This is a genomic window from Rhodococcus sp. NPDC076796 (genome assembly GCF_040702765.1).
Taxonomy (GTDB): domain Bacteria; phylum Actinomycetota; class Actinomycetes; order Mycobacteriales; family Mycobacteriaceae; genus Rhodococcoides.
The window spans coordinates 623,917-639,347 of sequence record NZ_JBFBMS010000003.1 but is presented as its reverse complement, the minus strand read 5'-3'; the positions used below and the strand labels follow the sequence as shown (position 1 = coordinate 639,347).

14 protein-coding genes and 1 tRNA gene are annotated in these 15,431 nt (G+C 65.1%); 5 read left to right on the top strand and 10 right to left on the bottom strand.

Annotated features, from left to right (window positions below; genetic code table 11):
- Window positions 1–85: 85 nt before the first annotated feature.
- Both AB0366_RS13250 and AB0366_RS13245 read right to left on the bottom strand, forming a co-directional pair.
- Complete coding sequence (locus tag AB0366_RS13250) at window positions 86–979, bottom strand: hypothetical protein (protein ID WP_366244291.1); 894 nt, start codon at window positions 977–979, stop codon at window positions 86–88.
- A gap of 123 nt (window positions 980–1,102) precedes the next feature.
- Window positions 1,103–2,491, bottom strand: coding sequence for a zinc-dependent metalloprotease (locus tag AB0366_RS13245; protein ID WP_366244290.1), 1,389 nt, complete (start codon window positions 2,489–2,491; stop codon window positions 1,103–1,105).
- Between the two features lie 146 nt (window positions 2,492–2,637).
- On the opposite strand from AB0366_RS13245, the gene AB0366_RS13240 reads away from it, so the two are divergent.
- On the top strand, window positions 2,638–3,663 hold the full coding sequence (locus AB0366_RS13240; RefSeq protein WP_366244289.1) for a PDZ domain-containing protein: 1,026 nt from the start codon (window positions 2,638–2,640) through the stop codon (window positions 3,661–3,663).
- 13 nt (window positions 3,664–3,676) lie between these two features.
- On the opposite strand, the gene AB0366_RS13235 is transcribed toward AB0366_RS13240, so the two are convergent.
- Entirely contained in the window at window positions 3,677–4,333 is a 657-nt protein-coding gene (locus tag AB0366_RS13235) for a PPA1309 family protein (RefSeq protein WP_366244288.1), read from the bottom strand.
- Between the two features lie 199 nt (window positions 4,334–4,532).
- Here AB0366_RS13235 and AB0366_RS13230 point away from each other — a divergent pair, with 199 nt between their 5' ends.
- On the top strand, window positions 4,533–7,517 hold the full coding sequence (locus AB0366_RS13230; RefSeq protein ID WP_366244287.1) for a UPF0182 family protein: 2,985 nt from the start codon (window positions 4,533–4,535) through the stop codon (window positions 7,515–7,517).
- A 154-nt stretch (window positions 7,518–7,671) separates the two neighbouring features.
- Here the strand turns inward: AB0366_RS13230 and AB0366_RS13225 are convergent, their stop codons facing one another.
- Window positions 7,672–8,241, bottom strand: a complete 570-nt coding sequence (locus AB0366_RS13225; protein ID WP_366244285.1) for a transglycosylase family protein — start codon at window positions 8,239–8,241, stop codon at window positions 7,672–7,674.
- A gap of 493 nt (window positions 8,242–8,734) precedes the next feature.
- On the opposite strand from AB0366_RS13225, the gene AB0366_RS13220 reads away from it, so the two are divergent.
- Window positions 8,735–8,811 (top strand) — tRNA-Met (locus AB0366_RS13220).
- Between the two features lie 109 nt (window positions 8,812–8,920).
- Window positions 8,921–9,433: a putative immunity protein gene (locus tag AB0366_RS13215; RefSeq protein WP_366244284.1), complete on the top strand. Its 513-nt coding sequence runs from the start codon at window positions 8,921–8,923 to the stop codon at window positions 9,431–9,433.
- Between the two features lie 5 nt (window positions 9,434–9,438).
- Here AB0366_RS13215 and AB0366_RS13210 read toward each other — a convergent pair whose 3' ends face one another.
- Complete coding sequence (locus AB0366_RS13210) at window positions 9,439–10,044, bottom strand: hypothetical protein (RefSeq protein WP_366244283.1); 606 nt, start codon at window positions 10,042–10,044, stop codon at window positions 9,439–9,441.
- A gap of 7 nt (window positions 10,045–10,051) precedes the next feature.
- On the bottom strand, window positions 10,052–10,252 hold the full coding sequence (locus tag AB0366_RS13205) for a hypothetical protein (protein ID WP_366244282.1): 201 nt from the start codon (window positions 10,250–10,252) through the stop codon (window positions 10,052–10,054).
- Window positions 10,253–10,321: 69 nt separating this feature from the next.
- Between AB0366_RS13205 and AB0366_RS13200 the strand changes: the two genes are divergently transcribed.
- Window positions 10,322–10,867, top strand: a complete 546-nt coding sequence (locus tag AB0366_RS13200; protein WP_366244281.1) for a GNAT family N-acetyltransferase — start codon at window positions 10,322–10,324, stop codon at window positions 10,865–10,867.
- Here the strand turns inward: AB0366_RS13200 and AB0366_RS13195 are convergent.
- From AB0366_RS13195 to AB0366_RS13180, 4 genes are all read right to left on the bottom strand, one after another.
- Entirely contained in the window at window positions 10,840–12,120 is a 1,281-nt protein-coding gene (locus tag AB0366_RS13195; protein WP_366244279.1) for an RNA polymerase sigma factor, read from the bottom strand. The two genes, AB0366_RS13200 and AB0366_RS13195, sit on opposite strands and share 28 nt — an antisense overlap.
- A gap of 31 nt (window positions 12,121–12,151) precedes the next feature.
- Window positions 12,152–12,496: a YciI family protein gene (locus AB0366_RS13190; RefSeq protein WP_121870247.1), complete on the bottom strand. Its 345-nt coding sequence runs from the start codon at window positions 12,494–12,496 to the stop codon at window positions 12,152–12,154.
- A gap of 185 nt (window positions 12,497–12,681) precedes the next feature.
- Complete coding sequence (locus AB0366_RS13185) at window positions 12,682–13,902, bottom strand: acyl-CoA dehydrogenase family protein (protein ID WP_121870246.1); 1,221 nt, start codon at window positions 13,900–13,902, stop codon at window positions 12,682–12,684.
- A 44-nt stretch (window positions 13,903–13,946) separates the two neighbouring features.
- Entirely contained in the window at window positions 13,947–15,356 is a 1,410-nt protein-coding gene (locus AB0366_RS13180; RefSeq protein ID WP_366244446.1) for an acyl-CoA dehydrogenase family protein, read from the bottom strand.
- Window positions 15,357–15,431 lie beyond the last annotated feature (75 nt).

The following is a 15,431-nucleotide window of genomic DNA, read 5'->3' as shown; positions in this document are numbered from 1 at the left end:
TCATGGCTGAACCTTCCGACAATTGCTCGGACCGCCCCGCACCGACTCCTATCGGTCGAGGTGAACTCACTTTCGGTGCGTTCGGTCAGTGCCAGCAATCGCAGTGCGGATGCTTCGACCACAGCCGTTTGTGCACGGTGGTTCCGGCCGCTGCGAAGTCCAGTTCCATGGTGCAGTCGGCGGTCTCGGGAAGGGCGCCGTCGGAACGGCCGATGAGGTTCTCCAACTGAGCGAACGCGAACGCTGCCGTGGCCAGCACCGTCGCGCTGCTGGCTTGGCCGACCGTGCCGAGCAGTTGGGCGGACAGATGCGGCCACTCCGGCTCGAAGTCGCAGCGCGTCAGATCTGCACACCGCAGGCAACTCGTCCGACCGGGCACCACGAAGGGCCCGACGATGCCCTTCCCATCTCGTAGCCGCACCTGCAGATGTGGGATGCGCAGACGCACCAGATCGGTCACCAGTCGAGGTTCTGCAACCAGATCGTCGGCGAGTACCACGACGTCGTAGCTCCATGACCTCACCACCGAGTGCGGGTACCGAGTCGGAGTCAGACTCGTTCGGCTCACCGTGACACCGGTTCGACTCAGACCGGAGGCCAACGCGTCCGAGATCGGACCCCGCCCTACGAGGTGGACGGTCTTCACCGCCCCCGGTCCGGTCTGCGAGGCCTGCAGCGAGGCGTCGGGCACCACCGGTTCGCTCGTGCCGTGCATCAGCAACCCGGAATCCTCCAGCTCGCCGAGCATCGCCGATGTTCGATTGGCGGACAGCCCCAATGTCATTGCGTGACAGACGATGTGAGGTCTGGAGTGGCCCGCGGCGAGGAGTCGGAGAATTTCGAGTATCGAGCCCGGCTCGGCACCGGGAGGTGGAGTGACGACGACGCTGGTCTCGGGATTCCAGCCCAACTGAACGGTGCCGTCTCGACGCGGCAGAATTGCTACCGCAGGATCGAGTCGAACGGTCGGTGTGATCATGGAACACACTCTGGCAGCGCCGACAGCGAAGAACGCCCGCTCAGGGCACGTTATCCACAGGGTGGAAGTGCCTCCGAGCAGGCGTTCGACGACCTTGATCGAAGTGGTGCGAAACCGGCCGGGTCAGGTTGTGGATGAACCCTTCTCGGGATCACCGTCGGTGCCCTTGTCGTCGTTCCCGGCGGCGCGCTCTTCGGCCTCCTTGGCTTCCATGGCTTCGAGCTGCGCGATCGGGTCGTCGAAGCTCGACGTTCCACCGCCGACGACCCGGTCGATGAACCCCGCGGGGTTGTCCAGGTCCGACGAGTCGGGCAGCAGATCGGGGTGTGCCCACACGCCGTCACGTCCCTCGATGTCGGCTGCGGCGAGGAGCTGACGCCACAGATCGGCTGCTTCGCGGACCTTGCGGGGCCGCAGTTCGAGGCCGACCAGCGTCGCGAAGGTCTGTTCGGCAGGGCCGCCCGACGCCCGGCGGCGCCGGATCGTTTCGCCGAGCGCGACGGCACCGGGCAGGCGGTCGCCCAGAGCGGCTGCAACCACCGTCTCGACCCATCCCTCGACCAGGGCGAGCAGTGTCTCGAGACGCTCGAGTGCGTGCTTCTGCTCCGGCGTCGTCTGTGGCTCGAAGGCACCCTGCTGCAGGATCGCCTCGATCTTCGACGGATCGGTCAGCGCGGACGGGTCGAGCCCGGCGGCGGCCTCTTCGATGGCCGAGAAGTCCATCCGGATGCCGCGCGCGTACTCCTCGACGGTGGCCAGAACCCGCTGCCGCAGCCACGGGACGTGGCTGTAGAGCCGCTGGTGGGCGGCTTCACGAGCGGCGAGGAACACCAACACCTCACGGTCGGGCTGCTCGAGTCCCTCACTGAACGACGCGATGGCCGACGGCAGCAGCGCCGCCGTTCCCGACGGTCCGAGGGGCAGGCCGATGTCGGTGGACGTCAGAACCTCCTTGGACAGCTGGCCGAGAGCTTGGCCGAGTTGCGAACCGAACGCCATCCCGCCCATCTGCGTCAGCATGCCCATCATCGGCCCGGCCATCTGCTGGGCCTCGGCGGGCAGTCCCGATGTCCACATGCCCGAGATCTGCTCGGCGACGGGGTCGCACAGGCGCTTCCAGGTGTCGATCGTGTTGTCGAGCCAGTCGACCGGTGTCCACGCAACGGTCTTGGTGGCACCGGCCGGCAAAGTCGTCGCCCCGTCCAGCCACAGCTCGGCCAGGTGCGCGGCGTCGGTGACGGCCTCTCGTTCGCCTGCCGACACCGGGCTGAAATCGCCCATCTGCTGGCGTGCCAGCTGCTTGGCCAGGTCGTAGTTCACCGGTCCCGACCCGGTCCCGCCTGCGGCTCCCATTCCGCTGAGCATCTGGCCGAACTGAGTGAGCATCTGGCCCAGCTGTGCGGGGTCGAAGCCCTCGCCACCGAAGCCGAAACCGGCAGGGTTGCCCGAGCCGTCCGGATCTTTCTTCTTGTCCGGGTCGTCGTCGGAGGCACCGAAACCAAAATTGCTCATGACTCAACGGTACAAGCCCGACGAACGGAGAGAGTGGTGGATCGTCACGCTGACGGCGAACAGTCCGGGCCGTGAGAAGTCGGCGCGGACGCACTCGGCAGGGGCGGTCTGCACAGTCGACCGTATTCGGATCTAGTGTCTACGGAGTGAACCGAAGGATCGCCACTCTCGTCGCTGCGCTGTTACCCGTGGTGGTGCTGGGCGTCACCGGCTCGGTCGTCACTGTTCCGTTCGCCGCTCTCGGCCCCGGCCCGACGTACAACACCCTCGGTGACGTCGACGGGGTGCCCGTGGTGCAGATCGACGGAACCGAGGTCGATCCGACCGCGGGCCACTTGAACATGACGACCGTGGCCGTGCGCGATCAGCTCAACCTGTTCGAGGCTCTCGGCTTCTGGGCCAGCGGCAGGCAAGGACTGGTTCCGCGCGAGGAGGTCTATCCGCCGGACAAGTCGAAGGAAGAAGTTCAGGAAGGCAATCAGGCGGACTTCGAGGAGTCGGAGTCCAGCGCCGAACTCGCCGCGCTGCATCATCTGGATCTGCCGGTGTCGCTGGCGGTGGCCAGCGTGGCCGATGACGGGCCCGCTGCCGGCGTGCTGAACGTGGGGGACACGCTCGTCTCGGTCGGCGACACCCCCGTGTCCACGGCGTCGGCGGTTCGTGAGGCGGTCAGCTCCCGAGCCCCCGGTGATTCCGTCGAGATCGAGTACGTCCGTGACGGCATCACACAGACGGGTTCGGTGGTACTCGGAGCCCGGCCCGACGACGACGCGTTGGGGTACCTCGGCGTCACGCCCGAGGAGCAGCCCGATGTGCCGTTCGAGGTGAAGTTCAACCTCGCCGACGTCGGCGGACCGTCGGCCGGACTGATGTTCAGCCTGGCCGTGGTCGACAAGCTCAGTCCCGGTGAGCTGAGCAACGGAGAGTTCGTCGCGGGGACGGGAACCATCGACGCCGAAGGCACGGTCGGCCCCATCGGCGGTATTCCGTACAAGCTGATCGCCGCCCGCGAGGCCGGAGCCACCACGTTCCTGGTGCCGGACGCCAACTGCGGTGAGGCGCAACAGAACGTCCCCGACGGCCTCAGATTGGTGCGTGTCGAATCGTTGGACAGTGCTGTCGACTCGCTGCAGGCGATCGGCTCGGGCGGCGACGCGCCGTCCTGCAGCTGACCCAGCCCGGCCGCTAGTCGTCGTCGACGACGTCGAACGTCGCGTAGAGGCCGTGCACGACGTTGGGGGCCAGGTCCGGCGCGATACGAAGGTCGATGGGCGCGAATGGATCGGCGTCCTCGTCCGGGTGCAACTGCAGCAGAGTCAAGGACGGACCGTCCTTGAGTACGGCGACGATCAACCGAGCATCCCGTTTCTCGGGATGGTTCTCGGCAGCCGAGCGCGCGGCCTCGTCGGCCGCATCGGGATCGGCGAGCAACGGCATCAAGGCATCGTCGAGTGTCGATTCGGCGGCGGGGGGAAGGACCACGATCTCCTGGACCAGTGCGCATCCGACGACACCTTCGGGCCATGTGGAGGTGGCCAGGAACTCGTCCAGGGCGGGGGAGCCGCCGGTGATGTCCTCGGGCAGCGAATGTTGCTGAATGGGAGTCAGTGCAGCGCCGTCGGCAAGATCGTCGAGGAGTCCGGGCTCTGCCGCGGCGAGCGCTGCGGTGGGTACCAACGCGAACATCTGCGGGGCCTGGTGCCAACCACCTGCCTCGACGAAATCCGCCACTTCGCGAGCACATCGAGCCAGAGCCTCGGCCACTTCCTGCCCACCCGACTCGGGGTCGAACTCGTCACCGAAATGGTCTTCGCCGGGCAGTCCGTTGCTGTCGTTGCTCACCGCACTATCCTCGCATCCGGATGGTTCCATGGACGCCGACGCTCCTGACCTGCGACCAGCAGTGGCCGCAGTACGGGCGTCGCAGCCGTAGGATCAACGTACGTACAGTAGGGCGAAACGGACATGCGGCGCACGACGAGTGCGCCGAAGAAGTCATCTGCGGCGCCGGTCGGCGTCGCCCGAAGTTGGAGTGTGGCACGTGGGCATGAGGCCCCCCACCGGTATGCCGTCCTTGTCGCGGCGAAGCCGGATCTTGCTCGTATTGGCCTTGGTAGCAGCAGGTCTGCTTCTCATCGGTCCCCGTCTGATCGACGTCTACACGAACTGGCTGTGGTTCGGTGAGGTCGACTTCCGCGGCGTGTACACCACTACTCTGCTGACGCGGTTGGTGATCTTCCTCGTCGTTGCCCTGGCCGTCGGGCTCATCATCTTCGCGGCACTGCTGTTGGCGTACCGCAATCGGCCGGTGTTCGTCCCGGTCGCCGGTCCCAACGATCCGATCGCGCGGTACCGCACCACGGTGATGAGCCGGCTGCGCCTGTTCGGCATCGGAATTCCGCTGGTGTTCGGATTCCTGTCCGGCATGATCGCTCAGGCCAACTGGGTGACGGTGCAGCTGTTCCTGCACGGGGGAGACTTCGGGACCACCGATCCGCAGTTCGGCCTCGACGTCGGGTTCTACTCGTTCGACCTCCCGTTCTACCGGTTCGTCCTCAACTGGCTGTTCGTGGCCGTCGTATTGGCCTTCCTTGCGAACCTGCTGACGCAGTACGTGTTCGGTGGTATTCGCCTGGCCGGACGCGAGGGTGCACTCACTCGTGCTGCGCGTATTCAACTGGCGGTGATCGCGGGCAGCTTCGTTCTGCTCAAGGCCGTCGCATATTGGTTGGACAGGTACACGTTGCTGTCGAGCAGCCGCAAGGAACCCACGTTCAGCGGTGCCAGCTTCACCGACATCAACGCGGTGTTGCCGGCCAAACTGATTCTGCTCGCGATCGCCGTGATCTGTGCGATCGCCTTCTTCGCGGCGATCTTCCTCCGTGATCTCCGGATTCCGGCCTTGGCCACGGCATTGCTGGTGCTCTCGTCCATCCTGATCGGAGCCGTCTGGCCGCTGGTGATGGAACAGTTCTCGGTGCGCCCGAACGCGGCGGAGAAAGAGAGCACCTACATCCAGCGGAACATCACCGCGACGCGGGATGCGTACGGAATCGGCGACGACGTCGTCGAGTACCAGGACTACTCGGGAGAGAGTTCGCAGAATCCGCGCGAGAGCGAGGCGGACAGGACCACCATCGCCAACACTCGTCTGCTGGACCCGAACGTGTTGTCCCGCACCTTCACCCAGCAGCAGCAGCTGAAGAACTTCTTCGGTTTCCCCGACACACTCGACATCGACCGGTACGAGATCGACGGGCAGCTGCAGGACTACATCGTCGCTGCTCGCGAGCTCTCGCCGCAGTCCCTGACCGGCAACCAGACGGACTGGATCAACCGGCACACCGTCTACACGCACGGGAACGGCTTCGTTGCAGCTCCTGCCAACAGGGTCAACGCAGCTGTGCAGGATCCGACCGCCGAGGGTGCCAACAGCAACAGCGGCTACCCGATCTACACGGTCAGCGACATCGCGTCGCAGGATTCCCAGCAGGTCATTCCGGTCGATCAGCCCCGTATCTACTACGGCGAAGTCATCGCCGCAGCGGATCCGGACTACGCGATCGTCGGCGCTACCGGTACCGGGGACCGCGAGTACGACACCGACGAATCCAACTACACGTACACCGGTTCGGGTGGCGTCTCGGTGGGCAATTGGTTCAACCGCCTGGCGTTCGCTGCGAAATACGCAGAGCGAAACATTCTCTTCTCCGGAGCTATCGGCGACGACTCGAAGATTCTGTTCGATCGCGATCCTCGTGATCGAGTGCAGAAGGTTGCGCCGTGGTTGACCACCGATACCGATTCGTACCCGGCGGTCGTGGACGGCAAGATCGTCTGGATCGTCGACGGCTACACGACGTTGAAGGACTACCCGTACGCTCAGCGGGCATCGCTGGACGGTCTGACCGTGGACAGCGTGGAGTCGACGACAGGTCGGCCACTTCCACGCGACGAGGTCTCGTACATCCGAAATTCCGTCAAGGCGACGGTCGACGCGTACGACGGCACAGTGACGCTGTACCAGGTCGATGACACCGATCCCGTGTTGAAAGCATGGATGGGCGTGTTTCCGAATTCGGTCCAGCCCGAGTCCGAGATCACGGACGAGCTCCGTTCGCACTTCCGCTACCCGGAGGACTTGTTCAAGGTTCAGCGAGAAATGCTGGCGAAGTACCACGTGGACAACCCCAACGAGTTCTTCACCAACAACGCGTTCTGGTCCGTACCGAGTGATCCGACCAGCAACAGCGGTGCCGGCAGTGATTTGAATCAGCCGCCCTACTACGTCCTGGTCGGCGATCCTGAGACCGGAGAGCCGTCGTTCCGGCTGACCAGCGCCATGGTCGGGTTCAACCGAGAATTGCTGGCTTCGTACATCTCGGTGCGGTCCGATCCCGACGACTACGGCAAGTTCACGGTTCTGCAATTGCCGACGCAGACGCAGACCCAGGGCCCGCAGCAGGCGCAGAACTCGATGACCTCCGACGCGCGGGTGGCATCGGACAGAACGCTGCTCGAGCAGTCGAACGAACTGCAGTACGGCAACTTGCTGACGCTCCCGATTGCCGACGGCGGAATCCTGTACGTGGAACCGCTGTACACCTCTCGGAAGAATGCTTCGACCTCGACGTTCCCGCAGTTGACGAAGGTTCTGGTCAGCTACCGGGAGCCGGGGGCTGAAGGTGGCGTCCGCGTCGGGTACGCGCCCAGGTTGTCCGAGGCGCTCGATCAGGTGTTCGGAGCGGGAACAGGCGCGGCTGCCACTGCTCCGGGTGGTGCTCCCGAGGATCCACAACCGGCCGAATCGGGAGGTACCTCAGGCGCTGAGGCCACAACGCCGGCTTCCCCGAATTCGGCTCCGTCCACCGGCGGCTCGGCAACACGGGACGCTGCGGTCACAGGGTTGAATGCCGCGCTCGAAGCCGTGCGCACTGCGCAGCAGAGCGGAGATCTCGCAGAGCTCGGCACCGCGCTCGAAAATCTGCAGACCGCCGTCGACACGTACAACGGGGCCGGCAACTGATCGGTTCGGGTCAGGTCTGCTGACCCGAACCCGTTGATACGAGCGAAAGGGCCGCCTCACCGAATGGTGAGGCGGCCCTTTCGTCGTTCGTCACCTGGCTTGTGCGCGCGGCGCAGCGGCAAGGTGAGAGGCAGTTCTACGAACTGCCGGGTGATCAGCGTCCGATGGGCGCGAGCACCGGGGCGTTGGCAGCAACGAGGTGCTGGAACTGCGTGCTCAGGCCGTACTGGTCGGCGAGCTTGGACGCTGCGTCGAACGCGCCCTGTGCAGCCTGCGTGGCCGCTGCGGCCTCGGGAGCCACGGCCGGTGCCGGAGCCGGTGCCGGAGCCGGTGCCGGCTGAGGTGCCGGTGCGGGAGCTGCCTCGGGCGCGGGAGTGGAGGCACCGGTGCTCAGCTGCTTTCCGCACGTGGGCCATGCGCCCGGTCCCTGAGTCTGCAGGGTGTTCTCCGCGACGCGGATCTGCTCGGCCTTGGATGCGTTGGCCGGTGACCCGGTTCCGCCGTTGGCCGTCCACGTGCTCTGCGAGAACTGCAGGCCACCGTAGTAGCCGTTTCCGGTGTTGATGCTCCAGTTGCCGCCGCTTTCGCACTGTGCGACCGCGTCCCAGTTGTTCGGGGCTGCGTTGGCGGTTCCGGCAGAGACGCCGAGGGGGATGGCTACGGCGGCACCGGCGACAACGGCAAATCCGAGTGCGCGCTTACCGAAATTGTTCTGAGTGGTCATGCGGGGTGAATCCTCTCCGCGCTCGACTGGCGCGACTGGCCTGCAATCACCTCGCCGGGTATATATGGCGTTCGTGACCAGGCGCTTCGTATCGTCGCGGCTCTGCCCCCGTACGTATTGGGGACCACACCCGCGGGGCAGAGCGAAGGAAGCGGCGGGGTGGTGCAGGCCCAGCGGTTTAGGGCCGTCCGTGAAGGTAGTCGAGGATCTGCTCACCGTCACTGAGCCGGAATGGGATGACTGGTGTCCACATGCTGGGATGAAAGGGGGTATTTTCCCAGCTCAGACGCGCTCGTGGCGCTATTGTTTCTACTTCGTAACCCGAACGTTATGTGACTCGAAACACGCACCAAAAGAGACGCGGAGCACTATTTCGAACCGCCTCCGGCGTGATATTCGCGCGTCGCGATGCGCTCGTTCGGGTGCGCACGACCGCAGAGAAGTCACGTGATTTGCATTGGCTGTACGCACGGTAGTAACTTCGTAGTTGCAACGCGGGGTGGAGCAGCTCGGTAGCTCGCTGGGCTCATAACCCAGAGGTCGCAGGTTCAAATCCTGTCCCCGCTACCACCGAAGAAGACCCAGGACGAGTGTCCTGGGTCTTTTTTCCGTTCCCATGTGTGCATGAACGGCCGCTCGGACGAAGGGCGAACGCGATACCGCCGAAAGGACGACTCGTATGATTCTTCCCGCCGTTCGGGACCCTCGCCTCATCACTGTGCAGCGCGGCGGACTTCTGTCCGACGACGACCACCGGAGCCTCGCGCTCTGGGCGGCCGAGTGTGCGGAACACGTTCTCCCTTTGTTCGAGACGGTCGAACCCGCCGATTGCCGACCGCGCGAGGCGATCGAGGCCACCCGGGCGTGGGTTCGCGGCGAACTCGCGATGATGGCCACCCGCGCCCTGGGCGGCCACGCCATGGGAGCGGCACGGCCGCTGGCCGGTTGCTCTCGCTTCGCCGCATACGCCGCGGGCCAGGCAGCCTGCGTGGCTCACGTACCCGAACACGACCTCGGAGCGGCCGCCTACGCCATCAAGGCAGCTCGGGCGGCGGCAACTGCCGGCCGGGAGATGAGTGCGGGTAGGGAAGAGCTCGAGTGGCAGCGCGACCGGCTCCCGAACAGCGTGCGGCAGCTGGTGCTGGAAGACCAGAAGAGAAGAAACAGTATCTGTTGGTCCGTGTTCGACTGATCCCGCTACGTCACCGACACCGTGAAGAAGTCACGAGGCACGATTGCCGCACGCACATCTTCCGGGGTCAGTGGTGACGCAGGTATCAGGGAGGCGTCGGGCAGGAACCTGATGGTGGTGCCGGTGTGCTCGGTCGGTTCGGTCGCCACCAGCTCGGTCACGGGAACTCCGTGCTCGTATCGTCCGGTCCATGCACCATCGACCCGCCGGTTGGTGTGTTCGAGCATCTCGGACAATGCCGCGACGGTGGACATCCCGCGTCGGGCATGGCCGTCGTCGAGCAGAACGGGTCGAGTTTCGTCGAAGAAACGAACATCTTTCGTGCTGACGACAGGCTTTCGTACCGCAACGCCGTCGTCGAGTCTGGTGTCGGTGCCTCGACCGGTGTCGGACACCTCGATCGTCCCGTCCGAGTGCACAGTCACGGTCGCGTGACCACCGCCCTGGTGTTCCGCTTCGTCCGCCGCGTACGCGAGTACCTCGAGAACGAGGTGCAGGACTCCGCCGGGCGCGTATTCGCCGGGTCGAGACCTGATGTGCGACAGATGATCCAGATCGACGTCCACCGACCAGTCGTGTGTCGTCGTGGTCCAGGTGTGACGACTGGACATCGGGGGTTCAGTCCGAGACCTGCTCGCGGCCATCGTCACTGGTGACTGTTTCGGAATGGGCGGTGTCTTCTGCGTCTTCTGCGTCGTCGTCGGCGGCATCGGCGGTGAGATCGACCGTGTCCACACCCTCGAGCGCCGTCAACTCCTGCTCCGCCTCCGCGATGAAGCCCTTCGCGTTCTCTTCGATCTTCTTGACCCACTCGGCCATGACGGTCACACCCTTCGCTCGATCGTGTACCACCGGTCTACCAGACTTCTTCCCCCTAGGATCCACGGTGTGCGAACACGAACCTCGCGTCTCGATCTCGACGAACCGGTCGTCACCGATCTCGATGCGCTGTACGCGATCTGCAGCGACCCGCAGTCGTGGACCCACTTTCCGAGCCTGCGGCACACCGATCCCAGCGTGACCGAACGAATGTTGCAGGGCTGGTCCGAGCAGTGGCGGCGGGATGGATTGGCCACGTGGATCATTCGTGAGCGCGGCAGCCGCACGGTAGGTGGCTACGGCGGGTGCTCGAAGCGGCAGAACACGTTCTGGAATCTCGGCTATCGCCTCCATCCCGACGCACAGGGCAAAGGGTATGCCGCGGAGATGTGTGAGATCGCAGTCGAGTGCGCGCACCGAACCGAGCCCGAACTGCCGATCGTGGCGTACCTGCTCGAACACGACGTCGCGTCGGCCCGGGTGGCCGAACGCGCGGGCCTGGAGTTGATCACCCGTGGACCCGATGTCGGCAATCCCGACGCCGACGCTGTTCGCCTGGTGTACGCAGACCGCTCGTTGACGGCAGATCAGGTGGACGTGGTTCTGTCGGCCTGACCGCGGCAGGTGGTCACCTCCTCGAGCCGACGTCGGAGCAGGCGCTTCTCCGGTGCGGTTCGGGCGACATCCAACGCTCGGCGATACTCGATCGCCGCCTCCTCGAACCTACCGAGTCGTTGCAGCAGATCGGCTCTCGCCATGGGATAGGGATGATAACGACGCAACGACGCCTCGCCGGCAAGCCGGTCCAGCTCTCGAAGGCCGGGTCCGGGGCCGTCGCGCATCGCCAGAGCAACAGCCCTGTTCAGTGCGACGATTGCACTCGGTGTCCGTGTCATGAGGACGTCGTACAGCGCAACGATCTGGGGCCAGTCCGTGCTGTCGGCGTCCGGTGACTCGTCGTGCAATGCAGCGATGGCGGCCTGCACGGCGTAGGGACCGCCCCGGCCGCCGCCGAGGGCCTCGAGCACGAGTTCCTTACCCTCGGCGATGGACTCGGCGTTCCAGAGTCGCCGGTCTTGATCTGCCAACAGCACGATCTCACCGTCCGGTCCGATTCGAGCGTCGCGTCTGGCGTCGACCAGCAACATCAGCGCCAGTAGACCGGTCACCTCGGGCTCCGCAGGCAAGGCGGCGTGCAGGAGTCGGCCCATCCCGAGTGCCTCGTCGGTGAGGCCGATTCGTCCGACGTGATCACCCGCCGTCGCCGAATAGCCCTCGGTGAAGATCGAATAGACCACCTCGAGCACCATCGGCACCCTGCCTGCCAGCTCGTCCGGGCCTGGGAGGCGAAAGGGGATCCGTGCGGCCCGAATCTTGTTCTTGGCTCGAACGATTCGCTGCGCTGCCGTGGCCGGAGGGATGAGCAGCGCCCGGGCCACCTCGCCGGTGGTGAGACCGGCCAGGCATCGAAGAGTCAGTGCGAGCCGGTCACCGGCAGCGAGGGCCGGATGCGCGCAGGTGAAGAACAACTGCAGTCGGTCGTCGGGCAGAGCATCGTCGAGCGAATTCAGGCGGCTCGGTTCCCTGCGATCTGTATCCGATTGCAGCACTCCGACTTTCGCGGCCAGACTCTGGTCGCGGCGCAGGCGATCGACCGCCTTTCTGCGGGCAGTGGTGAGCAACCAGGCACCAGGCCTGACCGGGACGCCATCGACCGGCCAGTGTTTCAGGGCCGATTCGATGGCGTCCGAGGTCACTTCTTCGGCGAGGTCGAGGTCGCGATACCGCTGCACCAGCGAGGCGAGCAGAATCGAGCGCTCGGCTCGGAAGACCGATTCGAGCGCCCGATGAACCCCGGGATCGTTCACCGAAGAAGCCTGCGTGTCGGGACTGCGACGGTCAGAATTCGGCAAGGGGTCGCACGATCACCGCGCCGCCGTCCTTGGAGCCCGGGCATCGGGCCGCCCACTCGAGTGCAGCGTCCAGGTCGGGAACGTCGATCACGTCGTAGCCGCCGAGCACCTCGTGAGATTCGGCATACGGTCCGTCGGTGACGGTGCGTTCTCCGGTGGCGGCGTCGACGCGCACAGCCGTGGCTGTCGTGAGGTCGGCCATCGCGTGACCGGAGACGTGAACGCCCGCCTCCTTCATCTCTTTCTCGTAGGTCATCCAGTCCTCGACACTGCTGCAGCCCGGTGCTGCGCCGGGCGCGGTGTCGGCGTTGATCAAAAGGATGTACTTCATGGTGCGCTCCTGGGTTCGGTACCTCGTTGTCGCGGCGCGAGTCGCCGTACACGATGACGACGTTCGACCGACCACGATATCGACACCGGTCCCGGAATTTTCTTTCTCACGCACGAAAAACGGCACCGGACTCGAGGTCCGATGCCGTTTCGCGGTAGTTCCTGGGCTCGACGACGAGCCAGGTGTCACTTCAGTTCTGCAGAAGACTTTCCGAGTACACGACGAGCAACGATCAGCTGCTGAATCTGCTGCGTTCCCTCGAAGATGTCGAGAATCTTGGAGTCGCGGCTCCACTTTTCGAGCAGCGGGCGCTCGGAGTAGCCGTACGTGCCGGCCAGTTCCACTGCCTTGAGGGTGATGTCGACCGCCGAGCGACCCGCCTTGGCCTTGGACATCGAGGCCTGGAGGGAGTTCGGCTCCTTGTTGTCGGCCATCCACGCCGCACGCAGTGCGAGCAGATGTGCTGCCTCCCAGTCCGCTTCGAGGCGCAGGAACTCCGCGGCCGCCGCGTGCTGGTTGTAGGCGGGTGTCTCGTACGAGATCTCGACTCCGGCGTCCACCAGGATGGACCGCAGCTCTTCGAGTGCTGCCCGTGCGACGCCGATTGCCATGCCTGCCACCAGTGGGCGGGTGTTGTCGAAGGTCTGCATGACGCCGGCGAAGCCTTTTTCGACGTTCACCTCGGCGGTGCCGAGAAGGTTGTCCTTCGGGATGCGGCAATCCTCGAGCAGCAGGGCTGCGGTGTCGGACGCCTTGATGCCCAGCTTGTGCTCGAGGCGGGCAACCGACAGGCCCGGAGCGTCACGCGGTACGACGAACGACTTGATGGCCGCGCGGCCGAGAGACTTGTCGACCGTTGCCCATACGACGACGTGGGTGGAACGCTCACCGGCGGTGACGTAGATCTTCTCGCCGTTGAGTACCCACTCGTCGCCGTCGAGGACAGCAGTGGTGGTCACGGCTGCGGAGTCCGAGCCGAAGCTGGGCTCGGTGATGGCCATCGAAGCCCACACCTTGCCGAAGCGCTCGAGCTGTTCGTCGGTGGACACCGCCGCGATGGCCGAGTTGCCGAGGCCCTGGTAGGGGATCGACAGCGTCAGGCCGACATCGCCCCAGCAGGTCTCGATCACGTTCACCAGAGCGGACATGTTGCCCCCGTTGGCGTTCGCGGTCTTGCTGGGCTTGGCCGACTCGCTGTCCTTCTCGCGGCCACCGGCGGCTCCGCCGATTTCGCCGCCGGCGTCGGACATGCCTTCGACCATCGAGGCCATGGTGTCGAGTTCGACCGGATACTCGTGCTCGGCGAGGTCGTACTTGCGGGAAATCGGGCGGAAGATCTCGGCAGCGACCTGGTGAGCCTGATTCGCCTGCGCCCGAAGCTTCTTGGGAAGTTCAAGATTGATCATCGTGTATGTCCTTGGGTGAGTGCCATGGAATTCGGGGCGGCGAGCTAGATGAGAACGATGCCCTCGGCGACGCCGACGGACCGCAGATCGCGGTACCAACGCTCGACCGGGTGCTCCTTGGTGAAGCCGTGACCGCCGAGCAGCTGCACGCCGTCGGAACCGATCTGCATGCCCTTCTCGGAGGCGAGCCGACGCGCGAGCGCCGATTCACGAGCGAACGACAGTCCCTGCTCGGCCCGCGAAGCGCCGCGCAGCGTGACCAACCGCATGCCGTCGAGTTCGATGGCGATGTTGGCGACCATGAAGGCCACGGCCTGACGGTTGCTGATCGGCTCACCGAAGGCGACACGATCGTTGACGTACGGAACGACGTAGTCCAGTACGGCCTGGCTCGTACCGACGGCCAGCGATGCCCAGCCGAGTCGCGCGAGACCGATGGCAGCGCTGTACTCGGCGGCCCGCTGGTCTGCGTCACCGTCACCGAGCAGTGCCGACTCGGGAACTGCGACGTCGGTCAGGATCAGGCGACCGAGGCCGGCTGCGCGCAGGCCCATGCTCGGGTCGGCTTCGACGACGAGGCCCTTGGAGTCGGACTCGACGATGAAGAATGCCGGACGGCCTTCGAGTTCTGCGGCGATCACGAACAGCTCGGAGCTGCCGGCAGCAGGCACGAGGCTCTTGACTCCGTTGAGCTTGTAGCCGCTGGGGGAGCGAACGGCCTTGGTCTGCAACGCGTACGGATCGAACAGTGCGCGCGGCTCGTTGACGACCACTGCTGCATTGGGCACCTTCTCGCCGACGAATGCCGGGAGGTAGGTCTTCTGCTGTGCGTCGGTGCCCCACTGGGTCAGAGCCACGGCGACGCCGCTGGGCGCGAGGATGGGCAATGCCAGGCCCATGTCGCCGTGGGCGAGTGCCTCGGCGACGAGGGAGTTGGTGACCGCGCCACGCTCGGTGGCGGCACCGTCGAGTTCCTCGGGAACGTTGATGAGCGTGATGCCGAGCTCGGCGGAGCGACGAACCAGGTCCTCGGGTGACGAGGCACTGTGGTCTGCGTCGAAGGCGGCCGGGCGGAGGATCTCCTCGGCGAACTCCTTGACCGTCTCGACGATCATGCGCTGTTCGTCGTCGGGCGTCAGGTCGAAGTAGCTCAGGTTCTTGGCGGCACCGTCGTCGAGACGCTTGGGCTTGCCGCCACCGGTGACCTTGGCGAACGTGCGATTGGCAGCGCCGAGGGTCTTGAACCCGGTCTTGGTGCTCTCGTACGTCACCCGGTCGATGGTCTGGCGGAGGTTGTACTTCTCCGCCAGTTCCGATCCGGTGATGGCGGTCAGAACGCGCATGGCGGTTCCGATGGCATCTCTCTTGAACGGGTTGAGGCCAACCGCAGAAGTATCGCGGGGCACCTTCGGGGCCTTCGCGTCGACCACACTGTCTTGCTTGCTCATGATCACCAGTTCCTCGGCGTCGGGCACGGACTTCACAGATCTTACTCCCGAGTAAGTTAGCTGTCTACTGTCGAGTAAGTA